The organism is Myceligenerans halotolerans (genome assembly GCF_054782975.1).
The window spans coordinates 385,078-402,780 of the sequence record NZ_BAAGRL010000006.1 but is presented as its reverse complement, the minus strand read 5'-3'; the positions used below and the strand labels follow the sequence as shown (position 1 = coordinate 402,780).

The following is a 17,703-nucleotide window of genomic DNA, read 5'->3' as shown; positions in this document are numbered from 1 at the left end:
AGGCGGCCGGCATGCACACAGGAACGCAAGGAAACCGGCGCAAGGAGCTGAACCCGAGCACGTGCTTGCTCGTCCGACACGGCGCCGGATGTCAGGAGCAGGGCTGATGGCCCGCTCACGCGTCGGCCGGAGCAGCCGGATCGGGCCGCAGGATCTGCCCGAGGTGCGCGCCGAACTGGTCGAGGCGTTCGGCAAGAAGATCGCGCGGCTGGACAGGCTCATCGCCGAGGCCGAGGACACCGGCGAGTCTGTGATGCCCCCCAGGCAGTTGCGCGAGATCCGGGCCGAGGCCATCACGTGGCGGGCGGCCCTGGAGGACGGCGCGCTGTGGTGGGTGGCGGAGCCGATGACCGAGGTCGCCGCCACAGCCGCACGGACCGTGCCGGACGAAGAGGCCACCCAGCTGGACGAGCACGCCGACCCCTCCGGGTTGATCTACTGGGCCGGCTCGACAGGCCTGACGCTCCCCTGGCGCAACGCCCCGGCCGAGCACCAGACCGCCTCCGCGTTCGGCACGCTCGTACCTCCGCAACTACCCGTGGCAGCAATGGTGTGGCGCACCACCGACACGATCGTTCAGATGGCCATGCTGACCGACGACGCTCGCGCGGTGCGGGTGTCCCCGAACCCGCGCAGAAAGCTCGTCGAGATCGATCCCGAGGTGGCCTCCGAGGAAGACAAGGCCCTGCAGCTCGACATGCTGCTGCGCGCCACCCACGCCCTGGCCCTCCAGCCCGGCCTGGGAGAGCGCCGCCAGGAGACCGCCCACACCGTCGGCCACGGCACGCCGCGCCGCAGGGAGCCACAGCAGGTCACCGTCGTGTCCCTGCGCCGCCCCGCCTCCCCGTCCCGCCAGGACGACGACGCCGGAGCCCCGTCCCGCCACTGGACCCACCAATGGGTCGTGGGCGGACACTGGCGACGCCAGCCGGTCGGCAAGGACCGCAAGGAACGGCGCCTGACCTGGATCGCGCCTCACATCAAGGGCCCCGAGGGAGCGCCTCTGATCCTCAAGGAACACGTCAAGGTCTGGAACCACTGACCCCGGGACGACGCCGAATGCTCCTACCGGGCACGCCGGCGGTCGTCACACTTGCTGCCGCCAACCCGAAGGGAACACGCGCCCACGCAAAAAACGAAGATCCCCATCAACATTTCTGCTGATGGGGATCTTCTCTGGTAGCGGGGGGAGGATTTGAACCTCCGACCTCTGGGTTATGAGCCCAGCGAGCTACCGAGCTGCTCCACCCCGCGTCGGTGATGCCAACATTACGCGACCGTAGACCCGAGTGCAACCTGATCCGGTCGTGGAGACGCAGGTCACAGTGATCGAACCGTTCCGACGTGTCAGGCTCCTGCCCATGCCCACCTGGGACGACAGCCGTGACCTGGTCTACCTCCCGACCGTCGGCGCCACCGGCGCCACCGACGCCACCGACGCCACCGACGCCACCGACGCCGCCGCTGGCCCCGACGCCGCCGCTGGCCCCGACGCCGCCGCTGGCCCCGATGCCGCGGACGCCGACTCCGTCGCCAGGCGGCTCGCCCGCCTCGCCGACGAACTCGCCGCCCTCGAGTCGCTCACGCCCGGGCCCGACGTGAACCGTCTGTTCTCCGCCGTGGTCCGGACCGTGACCACGACGCTCGGGACGGTCGCGCACCAGGTCGGCTCCCACCCCGAGGTTTCCGCGCGCGCCGCCCGGCTCCGGGACCTGAGCGCACGTGGCGAGTGCGAGCTGGAGGCGCACTGGTCGGAACGTGTCGCCGGCGCGGCCGACCCGGTCGGCGAGCTCGGCCGCTTCCCCTACCGGGACAACTACCGCGACCTCGTCGCCATGGAACTGCGCCTGCTCCGCCGCCATCTGGGCGAGCGGGCGCCGCGCTCCCTCGTCGTCCTCGGTTGTGGTCCTCTGCCGCTCACCGCGACCGGGTACGCCCAGGGCCTCGGCGCCCGGGCCGTCGCCGTCGACCGCGATCCCGCCGCTGTCGTCGCCGCACGCAGGTTCCTCGAGGCGACGCGCGACCCCGGCACCGTCGTCGTGCACGACGACGCCGCCAGCGTCTCCCTGCACGAGCACGACGTCGTCGTCCTGGCGGCGCTCGTCGGGACGACGACGGCGGCCAAGGCCGCGATGCTGCGCTCGCTCGCCGGCCGGATGCGACCGGGCGCGCTGCTGCTCGCCCGCAGCGCACACGGGCTGCGCACGCTGCTGTACCCGGAGATCGACCCGGCCACGATGACGGGGTTCGACGTCCTGGACGTGAAACACCCGGCGGGCGACGTCATCAACTCGATGATCGTCGCCCGCCGGGTGTGAGGGATCACGCCGGCCGGTGGCCCTACTCGGCCGCTTCCTCCGCCGCGAGCGCGTCCTCGATGGCCTGCTGGAGCTCGTCCTGGGCCTCGCCGTAGGCCGTCCAGTCGCCGTCCTGCTGCGCCTGCCGGGCATCCTCCATGGCGTCGGAGGCGCGCTGCAGGGCTTCCGCGAGGTCGCCGCTGGGCTCGGCGGGCTCCTCGACAGGCTCCTCGGTGGCCGGGTCGTCGGTGGCCGGGTCCTCGGCCTCGGGATCGACGGGCTCCTCGCCCTCGACCGGAGCGTCCGGCGCCTCACTCTCCGCGGCTCCCTCGGCGTCACCGCCCTCGGCCCCGGCGTCACCACCGAACACCTGGTCGAGCGCCTCGGTGAGGGTGTCGGCGTAGCCGACCTCGTCGCCGAAGGCCACCATCACCTTGTGCAGCAGCGGGATGCTCGTGCCCGCGGCCGACTGGATGTACACCGGCTGCACGTACACGAGACCGCCACCGACCGGCAGGGTGAGCTGGTTGCCGAGCAGCACGTTCGAGCGTCCCTGTTCCAGGATGCGTAGCTGCTCGCCGGCCACCGGGTCGGAGTTGAAGATGTTCTGCACCTGGCCGGGGCCCGGCACGGTGGTGTCGCGTGGCAGCTCGAGCAGTCGCAGCGTGCCGTAGTCCTCGTCCTTCTGCCCCGCCGTCGACCCCGCGTCGGCGTCCGCCGCCAGGAAGCCGGTCAGCACCTGGCGGGGGGTGGTACCGCCCGGGATGAACGTCGAGGTGAGTGAGAACGCCGGCTCCTCCTGCCCCGGCATCTGCAGCGTGAGGTAGTACGGCGGCTGCAGGGGGCTCACCGTCGCGTCCGACGTCGGGTCCTCCGGGTTGTTCCAGAAGTCGTTCCCCGAGAAGAAGTCGCTCGCGTCTGTGACGTGGTACTCGGTGAGCAGGCTCCGCTGCACCTTGAACATGTCCTCCGGGTAGCGCATGTGGCTCATGAGCTCGCCGGACATCTCGTCGAGGGGCTGCACCGAGCCGGGGAACACCTTCTCCCATGCCTTGAGCACCGGGTCCTCCGGTTCCCAGGCGTACAGGTCCACGGAGCCGTCGTGGGCGTCGACCGTGGCCTTGACCGAGTTGCGGATGTAGTTCACCTCGGCCGGCAGGTTCACGGGCGCCCCCTCCTGCTGCAGGGTGAGCGTGTCCGTGGTGACCTCCTGCATCTGGGTGAAGGCCGAGTACGGGTACTGGTTCGTCGTCGTGTAGGCGTCAACGATCCACTTCACGCGGCCGTCGACGACCGCCGGGTACACCCGGTTGTCGAGCGTCAGCCACGGAGCGACCTTGGCCACGCGCTGCTGCGGGTCACGGTCGTACAGGACCTGCGACTCCTCGGTCACGCGGTCCGAGAGCAGCAGCTGTTCCTCCCCGAACTTCAGCGCGTAGAGCAGTTTGCTGCCGAACGATCCGATGCTCGGCCCGCCGTCGCCCTCGAACGTCGTCTTGACCTGGTCGCCACCGTCGGCGTCGTCGGCCGGGAAGTCGAGCTCCCAGGGCTCGCGCTCGTCGTCCGGCTTGCCCACCACCGAATAGGTCTCGGTGTTCGGGGAGAAGTAGATGCGCGGCTCGTAGTCGCCCTCGAGGTCGGTGATCGCGCCCTCCGACGGGATCCCGCCCTCGAAGAAGGCCGGCTGACCGCCCGCGCCGAGCTGGTTGCCGTAGGCGGCCACCACGCCGTAGCCGTGCGTGTACACGGTGTGGTCGTTCACCCAGTTGCGCTGGTCGGCGCCCAGGCCGTCCTGGTTGAGCTCGCGCACGGCGATGACGGTGTCCCGGCTCTCCCCGTCGATCTCGTACCGGTCCACGGAGAGCGAGTCGCTGAAGTTGTAGTACTGCTTGTTCTGCTGCAGCTGCCGGAACGACGGCGACACGATCTCGGGGTCGAGCAGGCGGATCGACGCCGTCGTGTTGGCGTCGGCGCGCAGGGCGCCCGCCTCGGCCTCGGTCGTCGCGTTGTAGTTCTGGGTCTCGACGTCCTCGATGTCGAAGGCGGTGAGTGTCGCGTCGATGTTGCGCTGGATGAACGGCTGCTCCAGCTCCTGCGCGTTCGGGGTGACCTGGAACCGCTGCACGACGGCCGGGTAGATCCCGCCGATCACGATCGCGGACACCACCATGAGCCCGACGCCGATCGCCGGCAGCTGCCAGTTGCCGCGGAACGCGGCCGCCAGGAACAGGACGGCGACCAGCAGGGCCACGACCGCGAGAATCCCCTTGGCGGGGATCACCGAGTGCACGTCGGCGTAGGACGCGCCGTCGAACCGGGCGCCGGTGCTGTTCAGGATCGAGTAGCGGTCGAGCCAGTAGTTCGCCGCGAACAGCAGCATGAGCACGGTGCCGACGACGGCGATGTGGATGCGCGCGGCGTTCGTGGTGCGCGGGAGGTTGCCCTGCGCCGGCCCGATCCGCAGCCCGCCGTACAGGTAGTGGGTCACGACGCCGGCGATGCTGGCGATGATCACCACGGCCATGAGGAAGCCGATGATGCTGCGCAGCGCCGGGAGCAGGAACACGTAGAAGGAGAGATCCAGCCCGAACTGCGGGTCGGTCTCGCCGAACGTCTCGGAGTTCATGGCCAGCAGCACCCTCTGCCACTGGGCGGACGCCGCGATGCCGGCGAAGAACCCGACGAGCACGGGGGCGGCGAACGTCACGACCCGGCGCAGCGGCTCGATCGCCTCGCGGTACTGCTCCAGCGTGGCCTGCTCGGCGCTGGGGACATACATGGGGCGCGACCTGTACGCGACGGCGAACGACGCGAACACCGCGCCACCCATCACGAGGAAGCCCGTCACGAACAGCAGGCCTCGGGTGATCCACTCGGTCCAGATCACCCGGGAGAACCCGATCTGATCGAACCAGAGGATCTCGGTCCAGAACTGAGCCAGCAGCAGGAGTGCGACCACGACGACAGCGACCGCGACGATCGCCGCCCCGAGCGGACTCCGTCGGCGAGCGGGGGGAGCGCCACCCTGCCGGGGACGCGGTACGGCGAAGGACACGGCGTTGTTACCTCACTGCTCTCGTCGGACTGTCAGTGCCTACCCAGGGGAAACGGGCAGGACGATCACAAGGTTCCCACATCTACGACGACGCCGGGCAGGTGGCGAGACCGGCCCCGTCACCGGCTCCGATCGCCTCCATCGCCTCGCGCGCGTCGTGCAGCGTCTCGACCCGGACCACGCGGAGCCCGTCGGGCTCGTTGCCCACCACGTCGGCGCAGTTCGCCGCGGGTGCGAGGAACCAGGTGGCGCCGTCGCGCCGCGCTCCGTACAGCTTCTGCTCGATGCCACCGATGGGGCCGACGATCCCCTCCGGGCTCACCGTTCCCGTGCCCGCGATGATCTCGCCGTTGGCCTCGTCCTCGGGGGTGAGCTTGTCGATGATGCCGAGAGCGAACATCATCCCGGCGCTCGGGCCGCCGATGTCCTCGATCTGGATCGACACGTCGACCGGGAAGTCGTACCGCGGGTCGATGTACACCCCCATCACGGCGCGCGTCTCCCCCTCGACGCCGCCCGTCGTGATGGTGAGGTCGCGTACGCCGCCGTCGCGCCGCACGCCGAGGACGACGTCGGCCCCCGGCTCGGTCTCCGCGAGGCCGTCGATGAGCTGCGCGTACGTCTCCACCGGCTCCCCCTGGAAGGACACGACGACGTCGCCCTCGGCGACCACGCCGTCCGCGCCGGTCCCGGGCTCGGCACCCGCGACCTCGAGCGTCGCCGGGACGTCCTCGCCGAGCTCGGTGAGCGCCGCCGCGGTGGCCGACTCCTGCGAGCTGACCATCTCCGCCTGGCTCACCTCCTGCTGCTCCTCGGCGCTGGTCTCCTCGGGGAAGATCGCCTCGACCGGCACCACCGAGCGTGTCCGGTCCAGCCACGCCTGCACGACCTGGCCGGCGCTCACCGGATACCCCGGCCCGCCGGAGACGGAGACCGTCGTCAGCAGCAGCTCCCCCGTCGACTCGTACGTCCGGTCACCGTCGATCGCGATGAGCGGCGCCTCGTCCTGCTCCCCCAGCGTGTTCTCGGTGGGGCCGGGCGCACGCACCGCGTAGGGCACGGGCAGCACGAGGGCGACGGCGGCCAGGGCCGCCGTCAGCAGCAACGTGATGCCCAGCGTGATGGTCCGGCGCGTGACCGGAGGCGCGTCGAGCTGCCCGACGGCGTACCGGTCGCCCTCCCCGTCCACGGCATCGCCCCCCGGGGAGATCACTGGGCCGGCACCGGGCGCGGACGACCGCCCGCCCGGCGTGGAGTTCTCGAGATCGCTCGACGTCACCGGCTCATCATCCCCCATTCGCCTGGAGGATCGCTGCGAGCCGGCACTCGGGCGAGCCCGATCTGCGTGCTTGTGCGCCGAGAGCGAAGCCGGGAACCGGGCCTGTGGTCCCCGGAGTTGGTCACACGTGGATACGGTGGCTACCGGGGGTCGTCCCCAGCGGCCCAGGGAGGCCCGCGGGCGTCCCGCCGAACGAGCGAGGAGCAACATGACCGAGAACCCCAGTCACGGCGAGCAGCCGTGGGAGGAGATGCTCCGTTCCATGCTCGGTGACGGCGCCGACGAGGTGCTTGCCGAGATGCGTGCGCGCGGCTTCGACCCGTCGACGATGTCCGGCGCCCAGGACCCGATGATGATGCAGTTCGCGCTCTCCCAGGTGCAGCGGATGCTCGCGGAGCCCGGCACCGGCCCGGTCAACTCCGACGTCGCGCACGACGTGGCCCGCCAGGTCGCCGTCGCCGAGGGCGACCCGTCCCTCACCGGCGGCCAGGCCAAGGCTGCCACCGACGCCCTGTCCGTCGCCGAGCTCTGGCTGGACGCCGTCACCGACCTGCCGCCGTCGGTCGGGACGGCTCGCGCGTGGTCCCGTTCGGAGTGGGTGGAGGCGACGCTCCCCGCGTGGAACAAGCTCGCCGCGCCCGTCGCGGCGTCGGTCGCCGACGCCCTCGCCACCGTGCTCGCGGACCAGCTCCCGGACGGCGTGGACGACGGCGTCGCGATGCCCGGCATGCCCGCCGGCGCCCTGGCCGGTCTCGGCATGGACCCCGCACAGATGATGCGCCGGCTCGGCTCGGCCGTGTTCGGCATGCAGGTGGGCCAGGCGGCCGGGACGCTGTCGCGGGAGGTGTTCGGCGCCACCGACATCGGCCTCCCGCTGCTCGGCGACGCGCACACCGTGCTGCTGCCGACCAACGTCGACAAGTTCGCCGAGGGCCTCGACGCCCCGCCGGACGAGGTCCGGTACTTCCTCGCCCTGCGCGAGGCCGCGCACACCCGCCTGTTCACGCATGTCACGTGGCTGCGCGGACATCTGCTGGGGATCGTGGAGCAGTACGCGCGCGGCATCACCATCGACCTGGACGTGCTCGAGTCCCAGGTGCGCGACATCGACATGTCCGACCCGGACGCCCTGCGCGGCGCGCTGTCCGGCGGCGTGTTCGGCCTGCAGAACACCGACGAGCAGAAGGCGGTGCTCCTCCGGCTGGAGACGACGCTCGCGCTCGTGGAGGGCTGGGTCGACGAGGTGACGGCGGCCGCGGCGCTCCCCCACCTGCCGCACTCGGTGGCGCTGCGCGAGATGATCCGCCGGCGCCGCGCCGCCGGCGGCCCCGCCGAGCACACGTTCGCCACGCTCGTCGGGCTGGAGCTCCGCCCGCGCCGCTCGCGCGACGCGGCCAGGCTGTTCACGGTCCTGATGGACGACGGCGGCCGTGCGGCTCGCGACAGCGTCTGGGACCACCCGGATCTCCTGCCGCTCACGGGCGACCTGGACGACCCGGCGGGCTACCCCGCGCGGCGCGCCTCCTCGGCCGAGGAGCATGCCGACGTCGATGCCGCACTCCGCGAGATCTTCGGCGACGAGACCGGCAAGGCCTGACCCCCGGGACCGCGCCGACCCGGCGTGTCCCTCACTCGCCGGGCAGGGGGCGGACGAATCGGCGGCCGGTGATCTCCGTCGGGCTGATCCGGAGCCACTCGGTCTTCTCCGTGGTCGTGTACGAGACGAGTCCTGTCGCCTCGGCGACGGCCAGCTCCGCTTCGGTGTCCAGGATCTTCACCACGCCCTTGACCACCACGGAGTGCGCGAAGTCCGGGTCCCACTGGTCCACCTCGAACGCGACCCGGGGATTGACCGCGGCTTCCACGAGCTTGCTGCCCGGTGTGGTGTTGATGTAGATCTCGCGATCCGCCACCGCGAAGTTGACCGGGAAGATGTCGGGTTCGCCTGCCGCGGCCGTCGCCAGGCGGCCGACCGAGATCCTGGACAGCAGCTCCCAGATCTCCTCGTCCTCGAGTGGGGTGATCGTGTCCGACGACGTCCATTGCGTCATGTCATCCTCCAAGATGCGGTGGCGGACTCACCGGCCCGGGTGCCGCCGGCCTGATTCCCTCATCCTGGCCCCCCGCCACGCAAGGCGCAGATGATGCGAGCAGTCTCCTCCGCCCGGCCCCGCGTCGGGAAGCCCCACGGGCCATGCACTCTCCGTCGGGCAGGTCAGTCTTCTTCGTCCGACGTGGGGGACCCCGCGTCGTCCTGCGCGAAGGACGCGCCCTCCAGGAAACCGCGGGCTCGCTCCGTCTTCGGGTAGGCCTCGAGGATCTTCCAGAAGGTAGGGCCGTGACCCGCGTGCAGCAGATGGGCCAGCTCGTGCAGCAGGACGTAGTCGAGCACCCAGCCGGGCATGCCCTGCACGCGGGTGGAGATCCGGATCGACCCGTCCAGCAGCGTGCACGAGCCCCAGCGCCGGCCCTGGTTCGACGCCCAGCGGACGCTGGAGGGCGTGGCCCGCCCGTCGAGGTACTTCGTGGACAGGAACTCCGCCCGGGACAGCAGTTCGTCGTCGGACGGCTTGCGGCGCCGTTCCTTGTCCTCGAGCCGGGCGAGCATCTTGGCCACCCACTCCCGCTCCTGAGCCCGCGAGAAGCGCGCCGGAATCGCGACGATGGTTCGCTCACCGTCGCGATACGCGCTCACCGTGGCGGTACGACGGCGGCTCCGGCGTACCTCCACGGACGTCGGATCGTCGTGGGCCACACCAAGACGGTAGCGGTTATCGGCGTGGAGTAGTCAAGAACACGCCCTGCGACGGAAAAATCCGCCCGCGCGACGCGGGGCGGTGGACAGCCTGTGGACAGACGGCGCGGCCGCGGATGCCCTGGCACGGTGGAGTCCCTCCCCTTCGCACCGCCCCCAGGAGTATGCCCATGAGCGCGCCCGGCGCCAGCCGTTCCCCCGCGATCGCGACGCCGCGCGCCGCGCTGCGCCTTCGCCCCGGCACCCCGGTGGTCATGCGCTCGGGTGACGCGGTGCAGTGCGGCACGGATCCCCGCTGGGCGCTCGTCCTCGACGGGCTCACCCGCGCCGAGGCGTCGTGGCTGCGCGACCTCACCGATCGCCGCCACGTGACGCCCGAGCAGTCCGCGGCGCGCCGGGGCGTGCACCCGGACCGCCGGGACCTCATCCTGGACGCCCTGGCCAGGGCGGGAATGCTGGTGCCGTCGCCCGCGGCCGTCCGGAACGTCGTCGCCCCGGGTCACGGAGCGGCGGACGCCCGGACCCTCGGCATGCTGCGGGTCGACGGTGCAGGCCTGGCCACTCTCGCCGACCGGGCGGCCGCGACGGTGGCGCTGGCCGGGCTCGGGCGCATCGGCGCGGCGATCGCCCTGCTCCTCACCGGCGCCGGGGTGGGCCGTCTGGTGCTGCACGACCCGCAGCCCGTGCAGACGACCGACATCGGACTCGGTGCGCACACCGAGCGCGACGTGGGCGATCCCCGGGACGTCGCCCTCGCGCGCCTGCTGGCCCGCCGGTCGGCGGCGCTCGACCTCCAGGTGAACGGCGACGCCGAGCCCGACGTCGCCGTCGTGGTGGAGTCCCGCGCGGCTCTGCCCGCGCGCTTCACCCGTCTGATGAGCGCGGGCATACCGCACCTGTCCGTGGTGGCGCGCGAGGCGGACGTCGCCGTCGGGCCGCTCGTGCTGCCGGGTCGCAGCGCCTGCGTCGCCTGCCTCGACGCGGACCGCGCCGATCAGGACCGGGACTGGCACCTGATCGCGGCGCAGCTGCGGCAAGGCCCGGAGCAGCCGCACGAGGCCGCGCTCACGGCCCTGGCAGCGGCGACGGCCGCCGGCCAGGTGCTCGCCCAGCTGGACGGGCACCGGCCGACGGCCGTCGGCTCCTGCCTGGAGATCGCACTCCCGGACTGCCTGCCTCGCGTCCGGAGGTTCGATCCGCACCCACGGTGCGGGTGTCTCACCCTCGCCCCTTGAGGCCGGCGGGTCATGCGGCTGCCGGAGCCCCGGCGGCCGCAGCGGTCTCCGACTTCCGCGGCCGGCCACGACCACGCTTGCGCGCGACGATGGCGCCGTCGACGAAGACCTCGCCGCCCCAGACGCCCCAGGGCTCACGCCGCTCGAGGGCACCGGCGAGGCAGCCGTCGATCAGCGGGCACTCGCGGCAGAGCGTCTTCGCACGCTCCACGTCGGCGGAGTGCTCGGCGAACCAGAGCTCAGGGTCGTTGGTACGGCACGGGAGCAGCGAGTCCATGATCCGGTTGAACTCGCGGGCGTCAGCGCCGCTCGTGGCAGTGCTGACGGGAATACCGGTCGAAGGGTTCCAGGGGCCGGATCCGCCCTGGGGGAGGGTGTCGAGGAGCGCAGTGAGGCGCACGGTTGTCTCCTGTGATCCTGTTACGTGAACGTCGTCGGTGAACGTCGGGTGATACAGGACCCAGGTCTGGTTCTTCTCCAGCCGGCCGGGTAAGGCCGGGATCTGCCTGGAAAAGACTCAGGCCGCGGGTCCCTGGTGGACTCCGCGGCCTGGATGCGCCGGTCTGTCTAGACCGGATGCGCTCCTGGAGCGGAGTCGGGGGCGAGGATGGCGTTCGGGAAGCTTCCGCCTTCGCCGCGGAGACGCGGCGTGTGGACAGAGATATCCGCGCGCGCAGAGACGGGCCGATTCGCGTACGACGGCACACCCGTGCCGCACAGCGTCTCGGTCCACATCTGGATCTGCTTCATGATCTCCATCAGGCTTTCCCACCTCCTCACGCACTCGGGGCCCGGCCTCTCGGCCACGCCCGCTCACTTTCAAGGACAACATGCACACTATGCCGCCCGCCTGGCGGACTCCAACTTTTTTCCAACTTTTTTTGCTGACAGTTTCCCGGCATTCGTCACGGCCTGGTGAAAGCGCTGTCCGGGCTCGGATTCCAGGGCTTCAGGCGCCCGGTGCGCTGCTCACGATCGACAGGATCGTCGGCCCGTAGCGGTCGATCTTTCCCGGGCCGACCCCGTTGACCCGCGCCAGTTCGGCGACCGACCCGGGACGCATCTCGGCGATCTCGGCGAGGCTCGCGTCGGTGAGGATCGTGTAGGCGGGCTTGTCCGCCTCCTGCGCCACCTCCAGCCGCCACTCGCGCAGCGCGTCGAAGAGGACGACGTCGTGCTCGTCGCCCAGCACCGCCCGCGCCTTCCCCTGGCCGCCGCGGGGACGTCGCGGGCCGCGCGATCCGCCGTCGGGCCAGATGCCGTCGAGGAAGCGGGTGCGCTTCCGGGTCGCGCGCCCGCCCGGGTTGCGGCTGCGCGCGAACGACACGTCCAGCCGCTCCCGCGCCCGCGTGATCCCCACGTAGAGCAGGCGGCGCTCCTCGTGCACGGCCTCGTCGGTCTCCGCCAGGGAGATCGGCATCAGGCCCTCGCTCATCCCGGCCAGGAACACCGCGTCCCACTCCAGCCCCTTCGCCGCGTGCAACGACGCCAGCGTCACGCCCTCGACCGTGGGCGCGTGCTGTGCCTTGGCGCGCTCGGTGAGCTCGTCCACGAGGGTCGCGATCGTCGCGGGCGCGTCCGCGTCCGCCGCCGCGGCCAGGTCGTCCGCGAGCGCCACGAGTGCCTGCATGGAGTCCCAGCGTTCGCGTGCCGCGCCGCGGGCGGCGGGGGGTTCGGTGGCCCATCCGGCGGCGGCGAGGACGTCCCGCACCTGGTCGGGCATGGTTCGTTCGGGGTCGGCGGAGCGGGCGGCGCCGCGGAGCAGGACGATGGCGTCGCGGACTTCCTTGCGCTGGAAGAAGCGTTCGCCGCCGCGGACGAGGTAGCCGACGCCGGCGTCGGCGAGCGCGGACTCGAAGGCTTCGGACTGGGCGTTGGTGCGGTACAGGACGGCGATCTCGCTGGCGGGGGTGCCGGATTCGATGAGGCGGGCGGCGCGGGTGGCGATGGCGGTGGCCTCGGCCTCGTCGTCGTCGTGGGTGGTGAAGGTGACGGGTGGGCCGGGGTCGCGTTGGGCGACGAGTTCGAGGGCCTGGGCGGCGCCGCGGCCGGCGCGGCGCAGGAGGTCGTTGGCGAGGCCGACGACCTGTGGTGTCGAGCGGTAGTCGCGGACGAGCCGGATCTCGGTGGCGTTCCGGAAGCGGCGGCGGAAGTCGAGCAGGTAGCGCGGGCTGGCGCCGGTGAAGGAGTAGATGGTCTGGGACGGGTCGCCGACGACGCAGAGTTCTTCGCGTCCGCCGAGCCACTGGTCCAGGAGTTTCTGTTGAAGCCGTGAGACATCTTGGTACTCGTCGACGACGAAGTGCCGGTACTGGCCACGCACCTCGTCGGCGACGGCTTTGTGCTCGATCAGCATGGCGGTGAGATTGAGGAGGACGTCCTCGAAGTCCATGGCTTGGCGCTCGGTCTTGACGTCCTCGTACATCGTCATGAGGCGCGCGATCTCCTGGCGGTTGTAGCCGGAGGGAGCCTCGCGGCCACGGGCGACGGCGACCCGCTCGTAGTCGTCTGCGGCGAGTACCTGAGCCTTGGCCCACTCGATCTCCGAGGAGAGGTCGCGCACGGCGACGCGGTCGACGGACAGGCCGAGACGTCGCGCCGACTCGGCGACGAACTGGGCCTTGTGCTCGACCAGGCGGGGCGGGGCACCGCCGACGACGCGCGGCCAGAAGTAGGCCATCTGGCGCAGCGCGGCGGCGTGGAAGGTGCGCGCCTGCACGCCCTGCACGCCGAGGCCGCGCAGGCGGGTGCGCATCTCCCCTGCGGCGCGTGCCGTGAAGGTGACGGCGAGGACGCTGTTCGGCTTGTAGATGCCGGTGCGCACGCCGTAGGCGATGCGGTGGGTGAGGGCGCGGGTCTTGCCGGTGCCGGCTCCGGCGAGCACGCACACGGGTCCGCGGAGGGCGAGTGCCACCTCGCGCTGCTCGGGGTCGAGCGCGTCGAGGATCGAGTCGGGATGAACCGGACCCGTCGCGGAGTTGGACAGTGCAGGCGCGTGCGTCACCATGGCACGGATTCTGTCAGGAGACGCTGACATTCTTCGGGCGGACGCCGGCCGGCGTTCCGCCCGGGCATGCCGACCAGCGCGGAGACCGTGACCGGCGACCGCCGTCGTACACCGTGAAGGAGACGAAGATGACCGAGACCGCCATGCCGGTTCCCGCCTCGGGGACCGTCCTCATGTACTCGACCGCGTGGTGCGGGTACTGCCGGCGGCTGCGCACGCAGCTCGACTCGGAGGGCATCGGCTACGAGGTGATCGACATCGAGGAACGCCCGGAGACGGCGGCGTTCGTGGAGCAGGTCAACGGCGGTAACCGCACGGTGCCGACGGTGGTGTACCCGAACGGGTCGGCGGCGACGAATCCGTCGCTGGCGGAGGTGAAGGCGGCGCTGGCGAACTGACCGGCGGACGATGCCGGGGTGCCGGGACCGCGCGGTCCCGGCACCCCGGCGTCTGTTCACGGTCGTCGCGCGCCGTCGCGCGTCGTCATGCCGGACGTGCCGCTCGCGCCTCGCGGATCAGCAGCACCGCCGGGATGAGCCCCAGCAGCATCGGCGTCGGCTCCAGCACCACCGCCGCCACCGCGCACCACGCCGCCAGCCCCCAGCCGATGGAGGCGGGCGCAACGATGCCCCGCCGGGCGAGGTCGGACACGAGCGCTCCCAGCAGCAGCATCGGCACGGCGAAGCTGCCGATCGAGATCCAGAACGCGCCGGCCGCGCCACTCGGGTGGAGGAACTCGTCGGGCGGCAGCCCCCAGAGCGCCCCGGTGAACCACTCGCCGGCGTACTCGAGGTTCAGCGCTCCCAGCAAGATGAGGTGTACCGCTCCCAGGATCATCAGGATCCGCCCTGCCCAGCGTCCCATCACCACTCCTTTTTTCGAGACCGTCAGTTTCGGAACCGACGGTACCGTAACATGGACGCATGGGACGACCTCGAGACGGCCGGGTCGGCGAAGCGATCCTCACCACCACCCGCGCACTCCTGGCGGAGAGCGGATACGACGGGCTCACCGTGGACGCCGTGGCCAGGCACGCACGGATCGGCAAGGCGGCGATCTACCGGCGCTACGCGACGAAGCAGGAGATGGTGTTCGCGGCAGCCGTCCACAGCCCGGACCTGCCCCCGCCTCCCGATACCGGGAGCCTGCTCGGGGACCTGACGGCGCTCGTCCAGGAGATCGTGGACCGCGTCACCAACCCGGCGGCGGCCGCCGCGATCCCGGGACTGCTCGCCGACATCCGCAGCTCGCCGGAGCTCGCCACCCGCTTCCACGACGCCTTCGTCACCGTGCAGCAGGCCGGCCTCGCCGAACTGCTCGGCCGGGCGGTCGCCCGCGGCGAGCTCCGGTCGCCCCAGGACATCGACCTCGTCCACGCCCTGGCGGCCGGCCCGGTCTTCGCCACGGTCTACCTCCAGAACCGCTCCACGGACGGCCTGGCCGAACAGCTGGGCCGGATCATCGCCTCCGCACTCACCGGGGCCTGACTCACCCGAGCCCGGCCCCCTCCACGACCAGGGGGTGCCGGCACCCCGGTGTTGTTCAGCGTGTCGGGTCGTCGATCGGGCCGCCGTACCATTCCTCGATCAATGCCCGGTGGATCAGGGCATGGCCGGAGAATCGGATGTCACCGTCGGCAAGGGCACCCGCCAGCTCGGCACGAGTGAACCAGCGCAAGTCGGTCACTTCGTCGCCGTCGGGCCGTAGCTCGGTCGTCTCGGCGCGGGCGCGGAAGCCGAGCATGAAGGACCGGGGCATCGGCCACGGCTGGCTGGTCCGGTAATCGACCTGTCCGACGACGACACCAGCCTCCTCCATCGCCTCACGAACCACCGCGTGCTCGGCGCTCTCCCCCGGCTCCACGAACCCGGCCAGGACCGACATGCGATCGGGCGGCCAGGACCGATCGCGGCCGAGAAGGATCCGGTCGTCGTGATCGACGATCGCCATGATCACGGCAGGATCCGTGCGTGGGTAGTGGAGCAAATCCTCGCTCGGGCATCGGCGGATCCAGCCGGCCTCGCCGATCTCGGTCGGCCCCCCGCAGCGCGGACAGTACATGGCATCGACGTGCCAGTTGGCGAGACCGGCCGCCTCGACGGCGAGGCCGATAGCAAGCATGGCGGCGGGACTGGCAAGCGATGTGGTGTCGGCGTCGGCGAGGTCGCGTGGAGTGGTCCAGGCGAGACCGTCGGGAAGTCTGAAGTCGTCCGCGGCCGTCGCGGTCAGGGCACACGCCACGTACGCGACGTCGTCGGACTCACCGAGGAAGTAGTGCTCTGCGCTGGGGAGCGCTGTACCGGTGTGTCCGACGACGACGGCCTCCCCGGCGGACAGCAGCGCCGGGATCCGCCCGGCCGTCGCCACCCGTCCGGAGCTCACCAGCAGCACCCGGGTCTCGGGCCGGGCGAGGAGTTCGTCGAGAAGGCCCGGCTTGGCGCGCCGGTGGGCGGCACGGTCGTGGGCGACGTACGCGAGGGGAAGATCGAGCATGATCCGACGGTATCTGCTGACACGACGGCCGGTTTCGCCACCCCCTCCCATCCGCATCAGGGTGAGCTTCACACCGGCCGACGGCGGAGGGCTGGGCCTGGCCGGCGTCGGCGCGTCACCACTCCTCACCTGGCCCGACCCACATCGCGAACCGGGCGAGCGGTTCGTTGCTGCGGCGGTGGGCCCGTACCAGGAGGCCAGTCACTTCGCGCGTCGTGGGGTGATGCCTTGTCTGCTGCGGCGCCGCCTTCCGGGCCGCCATGAGGCTGTTGAGCGCCTCATTGCGGTTCCCTTGCCAGAAATGTGCGCGCGCGAGGTCTATGTGATGGTGTGCGACTCTGGTCGGGAGCCAGGTGTTCATGTGTGGGGATAGGTGCAGGCGGTCGGCGAGATCCAGGGCCAGAGGGATGTCTTGCGACTCGACGGCGACGGCACGATCTAACCGACCCGCACGGATCACACCACGCGCAGCTACCGGCTCACGCCCTCGACAGGTCCCCGACCGGCACGCTGAACTCTCGCTGCCGGAAGCCGGTGGTGAGCTCGCCGGATGTCCGTCACGATGCCCTCCGCACCACGCCCGGCGGCAACTTCCTCCCGGTACCTCAACGTCGCGCGGCGCGGATGGCACACGGCGGGCTCCGCGCGGAATATTGTGAGGCCGTGCCACGTACTCCCCTCGCGCTCGCCGCCCTGTCCACGGCGGCCGTACCCGGTCTGGAGGCCGCGTCGGTCCGGACCGACACCATGCCCGGCGACTACGACACCGCCATCGTGACCAGCCAGGACGACCAGGAGTGGGTGGTCCGCGCGCCACGGACCACCGTCGCCGGAGCGGCCCTCGAGGCGGAGATGGAGCTGCTCGAATCGCTGAAGCTGTACGTGGACACGGGAGTGCTGCCGTTCGTCGTGCCGCAGATCGCCGGGTACGCGCTGCTGCCCGAGGGCGGGCGCGCAGTGGTGCACCGGCGGATCGTCGGCGAGTGGCTCGACGTCGAGGCCCTCGCCCCGGGCCCCGGGCTCGCCGCGGACCTCGGCCGGGCGATCGGCGCGATCCACGAACTGCCCGCTTCCGTGGTGGAGGGCTGCGGCCTGCCGAGCTACGCCGCCGCCGAGTACCGCGACCGCCGCATGTCGGAGATCGACGAGGCCGCGAAGACCCGGCGCATCCCGCCGAGCCTGCTGCACCGCTGGGAGGCCGCCCTCGAGGACGTGTCCCTGTGGAAGTTCCAGCCCGTGGTGGTGCACGGCGACCTGGCCGCCGACCAGATGCTGGTGGACCGCGGCCGCGTGGTGGCGATCTCCGGATGGTCCGAGGCGAAGGTCGCCGACCCCGCCGACGACCTCGCCTGGCTGCTCGTGGCGGCACCCGTCGAGGCCGCGGACTCGATCATGGAGGCCTACCAGCTCCGCCGCACCGAACTGAGCGACCCGCGCCTCCAGGACCGCGCGCTGCTGGTGGGTGAGCTCGCGCTCGCGCGCTGGCTGCTGCACGGCGTGCGGCACAAGCTGCCCGAGGTGGTCGAGGACGCCACCGCGATGCTCCACGACCTGGACGAGGCGACCCGCGACGAGGGGTGAG

The 17,703-nt window shown here is 71.5% G+C and carries 16 protein-coding genes and 1 tRNA gene; 7 read left to right on the top strand and 10 right to left on the bottom strand.

The genetic code is table 11. The annotated features are described in order from the left end of the window. The first annotated feature begins 106 nt into the window (after positions 1-106). Entirely contained in the window at positions 107-1,042 is a 936-nt protein-coding gene (locus tag ACYVK5_RS05005) for a hypothetical protein (RefSeq protein ID WP_460702406.1), read from the top strand. Positions 1,043-1,177: 135 nt separating this feature from the next. Here ACYVK5_RS05005 and ACYVK5_RS05000 read toward each other — a convergent pair. Further along, positions 1,178-1,254 (bottom strand) — tRNA-Met (locus ACYVK5_RS05000). 107 nt (positions 1,255-1,361) lie between these two features. Here ACYVK5_RS05000 and ACYVK5_RS04995 point away from each other — a divergent pair. Next, the gene (locus ACYVK5_RS04995; RefSeq protein WP_460702403.1) at positions 1,362-2,318 is read left to right on the top strand and encodes a nicotianamine synthase family protein; all 957 of its coding nucleotides are present in this window, start codon (positions 1,362-1,364) and stop codon (positions 2,316-2,318) included. Positions 2,319-2,340: 22 nt separating this feature from the next. On the opposite strand, the gene ACYVK5_RS04990 is transcribed toward ACYVK5_RS04995, so the two are convergent. Together ACYVK5_RS04990 and ACYVK5_RS04985 are read right to left on the bottom strand one after the other, a co-directional pair. Further along, positions 2,341-5,352: a UPF0182 family membrane protein gene (locus ACYVK5_RS04990; RefSeq protein WP_460702401.1), complete on the bottom strand. Its 3,012-nt coding sequence runs from the start codon at positions 5,350-5,352 to the stop codon at positions 2,341-2,343. 82 nt (positions 5,353-5,434) lie between these two features. Beyond that, entirely contained in the window at positions 5,435-6,631 is a 1,197-nt protein-coding gene (locus ACYVK5_RS04985; protein WP_460702399.1) for a YlbL family protein, read from the bottom strand. Positions 6,632-6,839: 208 nt separating this feature from the next. On the opposite strand from ACYVK5_RS04985, the gene ACYVK5_RS04980 reads away from it, so the two are divergent. Then, a complete protein-coding gene (locus ACYVK5_RS04980; protein WP_460702397.1) occupies positions 6,840-8,228 on the top strand; it encodes a zinc-dependent metalloprotease in 1,389 nt (462 codons plus the stop codon). A gap of 31 nt (positions 8,229-8,259) precedes the next feature. Here ACYVK5_RS04980 and ACYVK5_RS04975 read toward each other — a convergent pair whose 3' ends face one another. After that, positions 8,260-8,682, bottom strand: a complete 423-nt coding sequence (locus ACYVK5_RS04975) for a pyridoxamine 5'-phosphate oxidase family protein (protein ID WP_460702396.1) — start codon at positions 8,680-8,682, stop codon at positions 8,260-8,262. Positions 8,683-8,846: 164 nt separating this feature from the next. Further along, the gene (locus ACYVK5_RS04970) at positions 8,847-9,386 is read right to left on the bottom strand and encodes a YgjP-like metallopeptidase domain-containing protein (RefSeq protein ID WP_460702394.1); all 540 of its coding nucleotides are present in this window, start codon (positions 9,384-9,386) and stop codon (positions 8,847-8,849) included. Between the two features lie 170 nt (positions 9,387-9,556). Between ACYVK5_RS04970 and ACYVK5_RS04965 the strand changes: the two genes are divergently transcribed. After that, the gene (locus tag ACYVK5_RS04965) at positions 9,557-10,621 is read left to right on the top strand and encodes a ThiF family adenylyltransferase (RefSeq protein WP_460702392.1); all 1,065 of its coding nucleotides are present in this window, start codon (positions 9,557-9,559) and stop codon (positions 10,619-10,621) included. Between the two features lie 10 nt (positions 10,622-10,631). Here the strand turns inward: ACYVK5_RS04965 and ACYVK5_RS04960 are convergent, their stop codons facing one another. From ACYVK5_RS04960 to ACYVK5_RS04950, 3 genes are all read right to left on the bottom strand, one after another. After that, the gene (locus ACYVK5_RS04960) at positions 10,632-11,021 is read right to left on the bottom strand and encodes a WhiB family transcriptional regulator (protein ID WP_460702390.1); all 390 of its coding nucleotides are present in this window, start codon (positions 11,019-11,021) and stop codon (positions 10,632-10,634) included. Between the two features lie 167 nt (positions 11,022-11,188). Further along, positions 11,189-11,380 (bottom strand): hypothetical protein, encoded by a 192-nt coding sequence (locus ACYVK5_RS04955; RefSeq protein ID WP_460702388.1) that lies wholly within the window; start codon positions 11,378-11,380, stop codon positions 11,189-11,191. A gap of 190 nt (positions 11,381-11,570) precedes the next feature. Then, on the bottom strand, positions 11,571-13,628 hold the full coding sequence (locus ACYVK5_RS04950) for an ATP-dependent helicase (protein WP_460702386.1): 2,058 nt from the start codon (positions 13,626-13,628) through the stop codon (positions 11,571-11,573). Positions 13,629-13,756: 128 nt separating this feature from the next. Here ACYVK5_RS04950 and ACYVK5_RS04945 point away from each other — a divergent pair, with 128 nt between their 5' ends. Next, positions 13,757-14,026, top strand: coding sequence for a mycoredoxin (locus ACYVK5_RS04945; protein ID WP_460702384.1), 270 nt, complete (start codon positions 13,757-13,759; stop codon positions 14,024-14,026). Between the two features lie 85 nt (positions 14,027-14,111). Here ACYVK5_RS04945 and ACYVK5_RS04940 read toward each other — a convergent pair whose 3' ends face one another. Next, positions 14,112-14,492, bottom strand: a complete 381-nt coding sequence (locus ACYVK5_RS04940; protein ID WP_460702382.1) for a DUF6463 family protein — start codon at positions 14,490-14,492, stop codon at positions 14,112-14,114. Between the two features lie 59 nt (positions 14,493-14,551). Here ACYVK5_RS04940 and ACYVK5_RS04935 point away from each other — a divergent pair, with 59 nt between their 5' ends. After that, on the top strand, positions 14,552-15,115 hold the full coding sequence (locus ACYVK5_RS04935) for a TetR/AcrR family transcriptional regulator (protein WP_460702380.1): 564 nt from the start codon (positions 14,552-14,554) through the stop codon (positions 15,113-15,115). Between the two features lie 55 nt (positions 15,116-15,170). Here ACYVK5_RS04935 and nudC read toward each other — a convergent pair whose 3' ends face one another. Further along, positions 15,171-16,121: an NAD(+) diphosphatase gene (gene nudC, locus ACYVK5_RS04930; RefSeq protein WP_460702378.1), complete on the bottom strand. Its 951-nt coding sequence runs from the start codon at positions 16,119-16,121 to the stop codon at positions 15,171-15,173. 663 nt (positions 16,122-16,784) lie between these two features. On the opposite strand from nudC, the gene ACYVK5_RS04925 reads away from it, so the two are divergent. Next, the gene (locus ACYVK5_RS04925) at positions 16,785-17,702 is read left to right on the top strand and encodes a phosphotransferase (protein WP_460702376.1); all 918 of its coding nucleotides are present in this window, start codon (positions 16,785-16,787) and stop codon (positions 17,700-17,702) included. Position 17,703 lies beyond the last annotated feature (1 nt).

Bases quoted from the DNA above. Each gene is read 5' to 3' on its own strand.
- ACYVK5_RS05005 (WP_460702406.1), top strand. From the start codon at position 107: ATGGCCCGCTCACGCGTCGGCCGGAGCAGCCGGATCGGGCCGCAGGAT.
- ACYVK5_RS04995 (WP_460702403.1), top strand. From the start codon at position 1,362: ATGCCCACCTGGGACGACAGCCGTGACCTGGTCTACCTCCCGACCGTC.
- ACYVK5_RS04980 (WP_460702397.1), top strand. From the start codon at position 6,840: ATGACCGAGAACCCCAGTCACGGCGAGCAGCCGTGGGAGGAGATGCTC.
- ACYVK5_RS04975 (WP_460702396.1), bottom strand. From the start codon at position 8,682: ATGACGCAATGGACGTCGTCGGACACGATCACCCCACTCGAGGACGAG.
- ACYVK5_RS04965 (WP_460702392.1), top strand. From the start codon at position 9,557: ATGAGCGCGCCCGGCGCCAGCCGTTCCCCCGCGATCGCGACGCCGCGC.
- ACYVK5_RS04955 (WP_460702388.1), bottom strand. From the start codon at position 11,380: ATGGAGATCATGAAGCAGATCCAGATGTGGACCGAGACGCTGTGCGGC.
- ACYVK5_RS04950 (WP_460702386.1), bottom strand. From the start codon at position 13,628: ATGGTGACGCACGCGCCTGCACTGTCCAACTCCGCGACGGGTCCGGTT.
- ACYVK5_RS04945 (WP_460702384.1), top strand. From the start codon at position 13,757: ATGACCGAGACCGCCATGCCGGTTCCCGCCTCGGGGACCGTCCTCATG.
- ACYVK5_RS04940 (WP_460702382.1), bottom strand. From the start codon at position 14,492: ATGGGACGCTGGGCAGGGCGGATCCTGATGATCCTGGGAGCGGTACAC.
- ACYVK5_RS04935 (WP_460702380.1), top strand. From the start codon at position 14,552: ATGGGACGACCTCGAGACGGCCGGGTCGGCGAAGCGATCCTCACCACC.
- nudC (WP_460702378.1), bottom strand. From the start codon at position 16,121: ATGCTCGATCTTCCCCTCGCGTACGTCGCCCACGACCGTGCCGCCCAC.